Source organism: candidate division KSB1 bacterium (assembly GCA_034505495.1).
Classification (GTDB): domain Bacteria; phylum Zhuqueibacterota; class Zhuqueibacteria; order Residuimicrobiales; family Krinioviventaceae; genus Fontimicrobium_A.
Window position 1 is genome coordinate 48,560 of sequence record JAPDQV010000011.1, and the last position, 12,051, is coordinate 60,610.

At 53.5% G+C, this 12,051-nt stretch carries 14 protein-coding genes; 12 read left to right on the plus strand and 2 right to left on the minus strand.

The window, feature by feature from the left end; all coding sequences use genetic code 11:
- The first annotated feature begins 10 nt into the window (after nt 1-10).
- Complete coding sequence (locus tag ONB24_06705) at nt 11-1,309, plus strand: NCS2 family permease (GenBank protein ID MDZ7315794.1); 1,299 nt, start codon at nt 11-13, stop codon at nt 1,307-1,309.
- Here ONB24_06705 and ONB24_06710 read toward each other — a convergent pair.
- Both ONB24_06710 and ONB24_06715 read right to left on the minus strand, forming a co-directional pair.
- A complete protein-coding gene (locus ONB24_06710; protein MDZ7315795.1) occupies nt 1,280-2,095 on the minus strand; it encodes a Mut7-C ubiquitin/RNAse domain-containing protein in 816 nt (271 codons plus the stop codon). The genes ONB24_06705 and ONB24_06710 overlap by 30 nt on opposite strands.
- The gene (locus ONB24_06715; GenBank protein MDZ7315796.1) at nt 2,092-3,825 is read right to left on the minus strand and encodes a lysophospholipid acyltransferase family protein; all 1,734 of its coding nucleotides are present in this window, start codon (nt 3,823-3,825) and stop codon (nt 2,092-2,094) included. The genes ONB24_06710 and ONB24_06715 overlap by 4 nt, the downstream gene beginning before the upstream one ends.
- A gap of 220 nt (nt 3,826-4,045) precedes the next feature.
- Between ONB24_06715 and ONB24_06720 the strand changes: the two genes are divergently transcribed.
- The 11 genes from ONB24_06720 (at nt 4,046) to atpG (ending at nt 12,041) form a co-directional block, all read left to right on the plus strand.
- On the plus strand, nt 4,046-4,849 hold the full coding sequence (locus tag ONB24_06720) for an AAA family ATPase (GenBank protein MDZ7315797.1): 804 nt from the start codon (nt 4,046-4,048) through the stop codon (nt 4,847-4,849).
- Entirely contained in the window at nt 4,800-5,663 is an 864-nt protein-coding gene (locus ONB24_06725; GenBank protein MDZ7315798.1) for a ParB/RepB/Spo0J family partition protein, read from the plus strand. The genes ONB24_06720 and ONB24_06725 overlap by 50 nt, the downstream gene beginning before the upstream one ends.
- A gap of 8 nt (nt 5,664-5,671) precedes the next feature.
- Nucleotides 5,672-6,583, plus strand: a complete 912-nt coding sequence (locus ONB24_06730; GenBank protein ID MDZ7315799.1) for a M23 family metallopeptidase — start codon at nt 5,672-5,674, stop codon at nt 6,581-6,583.
- A 19-nt stretch (nt 6,584-6,602) separates the two neighbouring features.
- Entirely contained in the window at nt 6,603-6,968 is a 366-nt protein-coding gene (locus ONB24_06735) for a polymer-forming cytoskeletal protein (protein MDZ7315800.1), read from the plus strand.
- Nucleotides 6,969-7,267: 299 nt separating this feature from the next.
- Nucleotides 7,268-7,567: a hypothetical protein gene (locus ONB24_06740; protein ID MDZ7315801.1), complete on the plus strand. Its 300-nt coding sequence runs from the start codon at nt 7,268-7,270 to the stop codon at nt 7,565-7,567.
- The gene (atpB, locus tag ONB24_06745) at nt 7,557-8,348 is read left to right on the plus strand and encodes a F0F1 ATP synthase subunit A (protein ID MDZ7315802.1); all 792 of its coding nucleotides are present in this window, start codon (nt 7,557-7,559) and stop codon (nt 8,346-8,348) included. Before ONB24_06740 ends, atpB begins: the two co-directional genes overlap by 11 nt.
- Nucleotides 8,349-8,364: 16 nt before the next feature.
- Nucleotides 8,365-8,592: an ATP synthase F0 subunit C gene (locus ONB24_06750; protein MDZ7315803.1), complete on the plus strand. Its 228-nt coding sequence runs from the start codon at nt 8,365-8,367 to the stop codon at nt 8,590-8,592.
- Between the two features lie 12 nt (nt 8,593-8,604).
- Nucleotides 8,605-9,099 carry a F0F1 ATP synthase subunit B gene (atpF, locus tag ONB24_06755; protein ID MDZ7315804.1) on the plus strand — a complete coding sequence of 165 codons (495 nt, stop codon included), beginning with the start codon at nt 8,605-8,607 and terminating at the stop codon, nt 9,097-9,099.
- A complete protein-coding gene (gene atpH / locus ONB24_06760; protein MDZ7315805.1) occupies nt 9,096-9,644 on the plus strand; it encodes an ATP synthase F1 subunit delta in 549 nt (182 codons plus the stop codon). Before atpF ends, atpH begins: the two co-directional genes overlap by 4 nt.
- A gap of 36 nt (nt 9,645-9,680) precedes the next feature.
- Nucleotides 9,681-11,186, plus strand: a complete 1,506-nt coding sequence (gene atpA, locus ONB24_06765) for a F0F1 ATP synthase subunit alpha (protein ID MDZ7315806.1) — start codon at nt 9,681-9,683, stop codon at nt 11,184-11,186.
- 9 nt (nt 11,187-11,195) lie between these two features.
- Nucleotides 11,196-12,041, plus strand: coding sequence for an ATP synthase F1 subunit gamma (gene atpG / locus ONB24_06770; protein MDZ7315807.1), 846 nt, complete (start codon nt 11,196-11,198; stop codon nt 12,039-12,041).
- Nucleotides 12,042-12,051: the final 10 nt, after the last annotated feature.

Below are 12,051 nucleotides of genomic sequence, written 5' to 3' on the forward strand. Positions count from 1 at the left end.
AGGAGGCTTTGTGCGGGATTATTTTAGGCTGCAAGAAAATGGAACAAGCGTCAAAATCGAAGTAACCGCCGGAATTACCACCTTTTTGGCGACGATGTACATCATTGTCGTCAATCCTGCGATCCTCAGCGTGACCGGCATGCCGTTCAGCGCCGTGCTCACGGCGACGGTGATGGTCAGCGCGTTCAGCAGCATCGCCATGGGACTCTATGCGGGCAACCCCATTGTGTTGGCGCCGGGTATGGGATTGAATGCCTTTTTCGCCTATTCAATCGTTTTAGGCATGGGGGTGAAATGGGAGACGGCCCTGGGTGCGGTGTTCTGGTCAGGCGTGCTCTTTATTCTGTTGTCGGTTACCAACGTGCGCACGGCGATCGTCCGCGCCATTCCGCAGCAGCTGCGTTACGCCGTCGCTGCGGGCATCGGTCTGTTCATCGCCGAAATCGGGCTGATCAACACCAAATTCATCATCGCCAATCCGTCGACGCTCATCAGCTTCGGCGGATTGAATCCTCTCACCATCACTTTTCTTGCCGGTTTTGCCGTGACCAGCTTCTTGGCCGTCAAGCGGGTGCGCGGTGCCCTCATGCTCGGCATTCTTTTCGCCACCCTGCTTGCGGTTCCGATCGGCCGATGGTGGGGAACGGAGCCGGTCGTTACGTATAGCGGCCTCATGGCGCGGCCCGATTTCAGCCTGCTGCTCCGTCTCGACTTTGTCGGCGCTTTGAAATGGACGCTTTGGCCGGTCATCTTTGCCATGTTGTTTACCGACATGTTCGACAGCCTCTCCACTTTTGTCGGCGTAGCCGAGGCCGCTGATCTGACCGACGCCGACGGCCAGCCGCGCGCCGTCAAACGGTCGTTGATCGTCGACGGCTTTTCCACGCTCATTTCAGGACTCTTTGGCACCAGCGCCGGTACCAGTTACATCGAATCCGCTGCCGGCATCGAGGAAGGCGGGCGTACCGGTCTCACGGCGGTGGTCGCGGGACTGCTTTTTCTGCCCTTTATGTTTTTCTCGCCGCTGTTGTCGATGGTGCCCTCTCTGGCCACGGCTCCCGCGCTGGTGATGGTCGGCGTCTTTATGATGCGGCCGGTGCAAAAGATCAACTGGGCGTCTCTTGACGATGCGCTGCCGGCTTTTCTCGCCATGATCCTCATCCCGTTGACCTATTCGATCACTCAGGGATTGGTTTGGGGATTTTTGAGTTGGACGTTCATCAAGCTGATAAGCGGAAAAGGCAAAGAGGTGAGCATCATGCTGTGGATCATCGATATATTAGCCGTTCTCGCTCTCTTTAGAAAGTGAATCCTCCCCGACAGCAGCGGAAATCAGGTCCTGTACGCGCTTGAGCATGACGGCATAATGATGGCCCTGCCAATAAATGCGCCGACAACCGCGGCAGCGACGGAATGTTTGGTAATAGGCCGCGACCTTTGGAGGCAGCTGTAAAAGAATCTCCGACTTTTCCACCGGTTCAAGCAGGTCATTACATACGGTGCAGCGGCTGAACGGCTTGGCCGCTTTGGCCAGATCAAAGCGGCGAATGACCTCTTCGGCCTGCGGAAGTGCGCTGCGGGACTGCAGGCAGCAGCCGTGTGTCACGCGGCTGTTTTTGAGGATGCCGCGGTCGCAGGTCAAGATGATGCGGTGCTCCGTCTCGGCGATGCGGATGATCTCCTCATCGGCAAAAGTATTGCTGTACAGGGTGTCGAAGCCAAGGAGCCTTAGTATGGTCGCCAATTTGCCGAGGTGAACGTCGCAGATGAATTTGAGCTCCCGCAGCGGCTGAGGCCGCAATCGAATAATCGGCGAAACATCGAAACGCTCAAAGGTGGGATAGACCGAAACGCGGTCTCCGTCCTGCAGCTGATAGTCGAACCCTATCGATCGCCCGTTGACAAGGATGACCTCAACTTCGGTATGGGGCACGCCCTGTGCTTCTACCGCGTCTTTGATGGATGGATGTCCCCTGAAGAAATATTCGATTTCGCGTTTGCGCTTTTCTTCCGGCAGAAAAAAGTTCAGCTCCTCATAGAAACGAAAGAGCGCCTGATGTACTGCAGAGTCGGGATTGTCACTTTCTTCCTTCATGAGGATGAATCGGCGGCAGAAAGATACCGTTCTTTAATTTTCGGCTTGAGATAATTCAAATCGAGCAGGATCAGGCCGTCGACGCAGTTATTGAAGGCCGGATCAGAGCCGAATTCAAGAAATTTGACGCCCTCGGGTTCGCAAAGTTCCGCATAGCGGCGAAAGAGTACCGGCACCGTAAACCCGTAGGCTTTGAGAGCCGTTTTCAACAGCAGCATATCGCTTTCGCGATCCTTGGCGTTCAGCAAAGCCTCCGCTTCGGCCTCATCATTTTTCGATAAGCGAAAGGGATGTGGAGAAATCGCCCAGTCGCTCGGTCCAGGGTACCATTTGCGGTAATAGTGAACGATGAGATTCTTGGCCTCATCGCTGTAGGCATTGCTGATGCTGACAGCGCCGTAAAGGTAGCGGACATCCGGCTGCCTGGTTAAAAAAGCGCCGATTCCCTGCCACAGCGAGTCGAGCGCATTGCTTCGCCAGTATTCCTGGCGGATAAAACTACGGCCCAGTTCCACGGCGTTTGGCAAAAGCTTCTGAAAAGAGGGCGACAAATGAAAAAGAGAAGCAATGTATAGGCCCTGAAGCCCTTGTTCAGCCAACACCTGCCGACACAATCCCAGTCGATAGGAGCCGATAATTTGTTCGCGCTCTTCATCCCACAGGACAATGTGGTGATAAAAGCGATCGAATTCATCCACGTCGATTTTTTTTCCGGTTCCTTCGCCTACCTTGCGAAAAGTCAATTCGCGCAGCCGTCCGATCTCTTTGATGACATGAGAGGCTTCCTTTTGCACTATGCAAAAAAGCTTTTTTTGCTCACCCGCCGTACCCAACATCTGACTTTGGGAGAGCTCTTTTTTCAATAGCTTAGGATCTACCGGCGGAATGACGGTTTGTTCTGTGCGGAAGATGGGTTTTTTCTTCGGCAGCCGGTAAACATGACTGCGCAATAGACGGGTTTGCCGGCCGATGGAAATAAGGGAATGCCTAAATGCGGACTCTGGTATAGGATCGCCGATGGTCAGCGCTATCGTTTTGCCTTTCTTGGCAAATATTTCCCGTGCCAGAAGAAATGTGGAGAACGGCTTGTAGATCAGCGAGATAATATAAAACAAAAGCGAATTCCGGCCGTGGACATAAATCGGTAAAACGGGAGCGCCGTATTTTTGCGCAAAGTGGATGGGGCCGCGCAACCATTTTTTATCGCGTATGCCTGACCAGGTCAACCGTGAAACTTCGGCCGCGGGGAAAAAAATGACCGCTTCATCCTGCATCAGGGCATCGCCGATGTCTTTCAGACGCTCTTTTTGCGGTCTGGAGCGAAAAATATCGAACGGCAGCAAAAGTTCATGCAGTTGTTCGATGGACAAAAGCACGTCATTGGCGACGATTTTGACGTCGCGGCGAACATCGCCGACGGCCTTGAGAACGGCAAGGGCATCCAGCGCGCCGAGCGGATGATTGGCCACGCAGACCAATTTGCCCTCACGCGGGATACGGAGACGGTCTTTATCGGATACCGTATAGCCGACATCAAGCTCTTCGAAAACCGCCTCAATGAACTCGAGGCCTTTAAGATCGGCATGCGCGGAAAGGAAACGTTCAATTTGCTGCAGCTGAAGAATTCGTGAAAGGAAGGCTAAAATTAAATGACGCAATAAAGCAGGAGTATTCCGGAGGAATTTCGGATTTTTGCTGTTAATGATTTCGGAAAGGTTGATGGAATTCATTCAAGTCCTGTTTATCGTTTGTAAATCAAGATAAGCATCCCCGCAAGAGTGTTCAAGAATTTTTTCAAATTTAACGAAATCTTGATATGGAATTGACAATCCGTTTCATGTCGATCTTTTGCTTTGATTCTCAAGAATCGATGAGGGAAAACAAAATATTGATTTTAAGGCGCGCAAAAGTTATATTAACTTGTTTAAAAAGGCGGAGGTTGCTGTCGGCATGGGCAGAATCATTGCAATTGCCAATCAAAAGGGAGGTGTCGGCAAAACGACGACGGCCGTCAATCTTGCGGCTTGTCTGGCGGTAGCCGAATATCCGACGCTGCTTGTCGACATGGATCCGCAGGCCAACAGCTGCAGCGGCTTGGGTATCGATTCGCGCAAGCTGGAGCGCACGGTTTACGATGCATTAATCAACGAGGCGGATGTTCGGGAGCTGATCCTGGATACGGAGCTCAAGTTCCTCAAGCTGTTGCCCTCTTCGCAGGATCTGGTGGGCGCCGAGGTGGAGCTGGTGACCGCCATGTCGCGCGAATACAAGCTGGCTCGAGCTTTGGAAAATATCCGCAACGACTATCGATACATCATCATCGATTGTCCCCCGTCGCTGGGGCTCCTCACCATCAACGCGCTGACGGCGGCCGACTCGGTGCTGATGCCGATCCAGTGTGAATATTACGCCCTGGAAGGATTAGGTCAGCTGCTCAATACCATTCGGCTGGTGCAGAAGAACCTGAACAAAAAGTTGGAAATCGAGGGCGTCCTGTTGACCATGTACGATGCCCGATTGAACCTTTCGCGCCAAGTAGCAGCGGATGTGCGAAAATATTTCGATGGACGCGTTTTCGAAGCCGTGATCGCCCGCAACGTTCGTTTGAGCGAAGCGCCGAGCTTCGGCAAACCGATCATCCTTTACGACGCCGTTTCTAAAGGAACGGAACACTATATGGCTTTGGCGGAGGAAATTCTCAAGCATGACGAACAGGAAGGCGCTGGGAAGAGGACTGTCGGCGTTACTCCCTGACGTGCCCGCTGAAAGTCAAGCAGACAGCTCCATACAATTCATTCGCGTAGACCGGATTTCCCCAAACCCATTTCAACCTCGCGAAGTTTTTGATCCGCAAAAGCTGGACGAATTGGCGCGATCGATCGCCGAAAAAGGAGTGGTGCAGCCGATCACCGTGCGGCGATACGGCGACGGCTATCAGCTGATTGCCGGCGAGCGCCGGCTGCGCTGCGTACGCGAGTTGGGCGTCGAAAAAATTCCGGCCTATATCCTCGAGGTCAACAGCGATGAAGAGATGATGGAGTTGTCCATCATCGAGAACATTCACCGCGAGGATCTGAATCCGATCGATATCGCCAACGGGTATCGACGGCTGATCGAAGAGTGCCGGCTGACGCAGGAGCAGGTGGCGCAAAAGGTCGGCAAGGATCGGGCGACGGTCGCCAATTTTCTACGGCTGTTGCGGCTGCCGAGGCCTATTCAGGAAAGCACTCAGGCGGGTGAGATTTCCATGGGACATGCTCGCGCTCTGCTGGCTTTGGAAGATGCCGAGCAGCAGATCGACCTATGGAAAAAAATCGTTCGTCACGGCTGGTCGGTTCGTCAGGTCGAGGAGGCGGTGCGAAAGTTGAATGCGCCGCGTGATGATAAAAAGCAAGAGCCCGCGGAAAATCACCGCGCTTATTTCGAGGATTTGGAAAATCGGCTGCGCACGCGACTGGCGACTAAGACGACTGTCCGTCGGCGCGGCCGCGGCGGAGTCATCGAAATCGAATATTATAATGATGAAGATCTGGATCGACTCGTCGGCCTTATCCTCGGTGAAGCTTAGGAAAGCGAATGCCTGAACTCAAGCATAAATCCGTCCGCCATCGGAATTTCTACCGCGTCCTGGTCATCCCCGATGATAAGGATGAGCCGAAGGCGCTCAGCATATCCATGAAGCATCTCAAGCTGCTGCGCATTATTGCCGCAGCGCTGGTGCTGCATATCCTGCTCGGCTTTTTCTTTTATTTTGCTTACTATCGTCTGCATAAAAAGCATGCCATGCTGCTGGTCGCCAACCGGCAATTGGAGGAAAACAATCTCCGCATCAACAAACTGATGGCCGACTTTCAGGCCTTGGAAAGCTATCAGGAAAGGATACGCCGAGCGCTGGGCGTGGGAAACTCGGCTGAACTTGCCGGCGGCGAGCTGATTGTGCCGCAGGAAAAAGCTTCTGTACCGCCGCTTTCTGTTCGGCCTATTTCGCGGCAGCGGGTAAGCTCAGGCATGCAGAGAGGAGAGGCGCCTGCCGTGCGGACACAGCCTGCTCTCCTGCGCAGCAGCAGCAGCGCCGAACATGACCTCTATGCCAATCTGCCGACCCTTCTGCCTGCGAACGGCATTTTGACGACTCATTATCAAAACGACCTTTTCGGCGGCGCCATACAGCATCGCGGTGTTGATATTGCCTGCAACGAAGGTGACGTCATCCGTGCCGCCGGCGACGGCGTCGTCATCTTTGCCGGCTGGACCTTCGATCTCGGCAATTTGGTCATCCTCTATCATGGCAACGGGTATTATACCTACTACGGCCATGCGCAGCAGCTGCTCGTCATGCGCGGCTCGGGTGTGAAAAAGGGCGAGGTTATTGCCTTGGTGGGCAACACCGGCATCAGTTCCGCGCCTCACCTGCATTTCGAAATATGGAAAGACGGCGTATCGCTCGATCCAAAGGACTATATTCTCGAATTGGCAAATATCGACTAACTCATCCAACGGAAGGGCCATGAAGAACGAAACGAAACCCGGCGACTTGAGCACGATCTTGGGAAAAGGATCAGAATTTGAAGGCAAGATCAAGGTCGGACATACCATGCGCGTCGACGGCAAAGTCGTCGGCGACATTATCACGACAGATATGCTGATTGTCGGCAAGGACGGTTACATCCAGGGCAATATTAGCGCCAAGAACCTTGTCGTCGGCGGCAAGATCAACGGTACCGCCGAAGTCAAAGAAAAGATTGTCCTCGAATCAAATGCCGAATTTCACGGCGATATGAAGACGTCCCGTTTGGTGATCGACGAAGGCGCCATATTCGACGGCCGCTGCTCGATGAAGGAAGGCGCGCCCGCAAAACCTAAAGAAGCATAAGCGTTCAAAAATTCTTTCCGATCATCGACAAAAGACGCCAGGATTCTATATCGATCTCGGTCTTCAGTTCACCTTAGCGGTCCTTATCGGCATGGGGACGGGGTACTATTTGGATAAGCAATGGGAAACCCGTCCTTTTCTTATGCTGGTTGGGCTTTTATTAGGTGCGGCTGCAGGTTTTTTGAACGTTTATCGCGGTGTGTACGGGCGATCGACGCGCCATCGTGATTAAGGTTTGGCTCTTGCGGAGACCAAGCCGGCCGGCGATTTGTACAAACATCACGTTTTTGGCGATTTAAATGCATGTTCCAGCGGAAGCCTGGGCGGCGGCTTTAACCGCAGCCGCCATGGGCGTACAGAGCTATTTTGCCTACCGGCGCATTCTGGAAGTTGAAACCGTACGCTTTTTTCGCCTTCTTTTCGGAAGCACAATGGCCAAGCTATTTCTGTTCGTTTTCGTCCTTTTTTCGACCTACCGGCTGAACGGCTGGTCGACGGCACGATTTGTCTTTTTTTTTATGCCATTTTACCTTTTTCTGACGATTTTAGAGATTCGATTCGTTTTAAAGAAAATGAAGCATCACCGTCGTGTTGACTGAAGCTTTACATGATTCGTTGGCGGCAGCCGAAAGCACCGACGGCGCCGCATACATCATGGCGCATTTGGTGCCTCATCCCATCGTGAAAGTGCCGACGGTGCTTGGGGTAGATTTGACGCTGACCAATCACGTCATTGCTATTTTCGTCACCGCTGCCTTATTGACGGCGATGTTTTTTTACTCGTTTAGAAAAAAGAAAGAGGTGTACACCGGTTTGGCCGGTGCTCTGGAAGCCGTTGCAGAGTATCTTATGAAGGAAGCCATTCGGCCGAATCTGGGCGCCGATGCCAAAACCTACGCTCCCTATCTGTTGACGGCTTTTTTCTTTATTTTGGTCTGCAATCTGTTAGGACTCGTCCCGTTCGGCAACACCGCCACCGGTAACATCAGCGTGACATTGACGCTGGCGGCGATGACGCTTCTGGTCGGCGTGTTTGCAGGCATCCGCAAACACGGCTTAAAGTACTTTGCGCATTTCATTCCTTCCGGCCTGCCGTGGTTCATCGTGCCGATTATGCTGCCGGTCGAGATAATCAGCTTGTTTTCCAAGCACCTTGCCTTGGCGATCCGATTGTTCGCCAACATGATCGGCGGCCACATCACCATTCTGGCTTTGATGGATACGATCTTTATCTTTCACGAGTGGATCGTTTCGCCGTTTCCTTTGATTTTGGTTATTTTTGCCAGCACCCTCGAAGTTTTGATCGCTTTTATACAGGCTTTTGTATTTACTACTTTGTCGTCTGTTTTCATTGGTAGCGCTCTATCTGAAGAACATTAACTGATACGGAGGAAAAATGGATTCGAATGCGTTGGCCTATGTAGCCGCGGGCATCGGAGCCGGCATTGTGACGATTGGTGCGGCGCTCGGCATCGGAAAAATCGCCTCAGCGGCAGTGCACAGTATTGCGCGGCAGCCGGAGGCATCCGGTGAGATTCGCGGTGCCATGATCATTACCGCCGCCATGCTCGAAGGTGTTGCCCTTCTGGCAGCAGCCGTATGCTTTATGCTGAGCATCAAATAATACGATAATGTTATGGAACTTTTAACGCCTCACGTCGGCACCATTTTTTGGACGGCCGTCACCTTTTTTGTTATTCTCTTTATTCTCTATCGCTACGGCTGGAATCCGATCCTTCAACTGCTTGATGAGCGGGAACGGAAAATTCGCGAATCGCTCGAAATCGCGGAGCAGTTAAAGGTGCAGGCAGAGCGGAGCGCCGAGGAACGCCGCCGCATCATCGAAGCGGCGCAAAAAGAAGCGATGGGGATCATCGAATCGGCGCATACGGCCGCAGAGAATTTGCGGCAGGAAATCGTGGCTAAAGCGCAGCAGGATGCTGCAGCGCAGCTGGAGCACGTCAAGCAGGAGATTCAAGCCATGCGCGAGCAGGCGCTGCGCGACATTCGTCAAACCGCCGTAGAGCTGTCGTTGGCCTTGACCGAAAAAGTGATCGGCACTTCTCTGGATCGCCGCGCGCATGAATCCCTGATCGATGAAACACTCGCCGAAATAGGTAAGCTGAATTGATAGGCACTGCAGGCGCAAAACGATATGCGGCGGCGATTTTCGCTCTCGCCGTAGAGCAGCAGATTGTCGAACAGATCCATGAGGATCTGCATGATTGGCACCGTCTGCTTTGTGAGCATGGCCTTTTACGTGCTATTTTCTATTCGCCGCAGGGGGATCGCGGCGCTCGGCAGGAACTGATCCAGGAGCTTTTGCGCGGCAAAACCTCGGCTCTCCTTATGCGTTTTCTTCAGCTGTTGATGGAAAAGAATCGTCAACACCTTTTTGATGCGGTGGTATACGAGTTCGATCGGCTTTTTCGCCGATGGAAAAACCAGCTGTCGGTCAAGGTAACGACGGCATTTGAATTGAATGATGAGCAGCAGAAAAAGCTGAAGGAGCTTTTGGCGCAAAAGTGGCATAAAGAAATACTCTTGGAAGTTCACGTCGATGCCGGTCTGCTCGGCGGGTTGATTCTCGAAGCCGACGGCCGAAGAATTGACCTTAGCTTGAGATGCCGGTTGGAGCAACTTAGGCGGCATCTTAATGCCAACCTGCTCTCGTAAGGAGGGAAGTTTTGATCCTTAACTGCCAGGAAAGATATGCAAATTAGTCCGGAAGAAGTCACCAGCGTTCTGAAGAAAAAGATCGCCGCTTTTGACCTGGAAACGGAAACCGAAGAGATCGGCTATGTTCTGCAGGTTGGGGACGGCATAGCGCGCGTTTACGGACTCGATCGCGTCATGTCCATGGAGCTCGTCCAGTTTCCGCACGACGTATACGGCCTGGCGCTGAACTTGGAAGAAGACAGCGTCGGCTGCATTTTATTCGGCGCCGACGATCAGATCAAGGAAGGCGACGTCGTTAAACGTACCGGTCGAGTGATCGAGGTTCCGGTAGGAGAGGAACTGCTCGGCCGCATCGTCGATCCGTTGGGGCGACCGCTCGACGGCAAGGGGCCGATTGCCGCCAAAGCGGCGCTGCCGGTGGAGCGCAAGGCGGTCGGTGTGGTGCAGCGTCAGCCGGTCAAGGAGCCGCTCCAGACCGGCATCAAGGCCATCGATGCCATGGTGCCGATCGGCCGCGGCCAACGCGAACTGATCATCGGAGATCGACAAACCGGCAAGACGGCATTGGTGATCGATACTTTTATCAATCAGCGCGACAGCGACGTTTACTGCATTTATGTGGCCATCGGCCAAAAAGCCTCGACGATCATGCAGTTTGCTGCCGCCTTGGAAGAGCACGGGGCTTTGCACAAAACGATCATCGTTGCGGCTCCCGCCGATTCTCCTGCGGCCGTTCAATACATTGCTCCTTATGCCGGCACGGCCATGGGCGAGTATTTCCGCGACCGCGGCATGCATGCTCTGATCGCCTACGACGATCTCTCCAAGCACGCCTGGGCTTATCGACAGCTGTCATTGCTTTTGCGTCGACCGCCTGGCCGCGAGGCTTATCCGGGCGATGTTTTTTATCTCCATTCCCGTTTGCTCGAAAGATCCGCCAAACTTTCGGACGAGCTGGGCGGCGGTTCTTTGACCGCGCTGCCGATCATCGAAACGCAGGCAGGCGATTTTTCCGCCTATATTCCGACCAACGTCATCTCGATCACCGACGGTCAGATCTATCTCGAACCCGATCTCTTTTTTGCCGGCATTCGACCGGCCATTAACGCCGGACTTTCCGTTTCGCGCGTCGGCGGTCACGCGCAAATCCAAGCGATGAAAAAGGTGGCGGGAAGCCTGCGGCTCGAGCTGGCGCAGTACCGTGAGCTCGAAGCGTTTGCCAAGTTCGGCTCGGATTTGGACAAAACAACGCAGCAGCAGATCGATCGCGGTCGTCGCCTGGTCGAGCTGCTGAAGCAACCCCAGTTTGCCCCCATGGCGGTAGAAAAGCAGGTGGCGGTCATCTTTCTAGGCACCCAGGGCTTTCTCGACGGTGTGCCGGTGGAGCGCGTGTCCAAAGTCGAACGCATGTTTCTCGATTACCTGCAGGGAACTCATCCTGAGATTCTGGAAGAGTTGCGCTCCAAAAAGGTTTTGGACGACGATCTGCAGGCACGGCTGAAAAAGATCTGCGAACGTTTTGCGGAAGGGTTGGCTTAATCATTAACCATGGCAACGCTTCGCGACATACGTCAGCGCATTAGCAGCTTGAAAAGCACGCAGAAAATTACGCGCGCCATGAAAATGGTTGCGGGCGCCAAGATGCGGCGTGTGCAGTTGCAGTTGGCCGCCGGCCGCGACTATGCGGAAGAGCTTCTGACCGTTACGTCTATTGCAGCAGGATCGAAACGGGATCATCCGCTGCTGCTAAAGCGTCGACGGGAGCGCATTTGCTATGTGTTGATCACCGGCGACCGCGGCCTGTGCGGCAGCTTTAACGCCAATCTCATTCACACCGCTGAAGAGGAACTGGAAAAATACAAAGATCGCCAACCTCTGTTGGTGACGATCGGGCGTAAAGGCTATGAGCATTTTTCAAGATTGCAGGTTCCCTCGTTAAAGTCGCATAATGACTTTTTCAATCATCTGAACTGCAAACTTGCCGGTCAAATAGCCGGCTCCCTCATGCACCTCTTTTTGACCCGGGAGGTTGACCAAATTTGGGTGATCTATCACGAATTTCACTCCCTTTCGCAGCAGGGAGTCGTGGTGCGACCGTTACTGCCTTTGCCTCTACCGAGACCACCGGCAGGTTCCGGATTTCTTTTTGAACCTCGGCCTGCGGATCTGGTGGAGACCTTTGCACCCAAAGCCGTAGCGGCGTTGCTGTATCGTATGCTGCTCGAGTCGTTTACCGCCGAGCAGGCGGCGCGTATGGCCGCCATGGAGCAGGCAACGGAAAATGCGGAGGAAATGATCCGCGAGCTTGTACTCTTTTATAACAAAGCTCGCCAAGCTGCGATTACCAAAGAGTTGAGTGAAATTGTCGGCAGCGCCGAAGCGCTGCGGCAATAGTCCTGTTGGA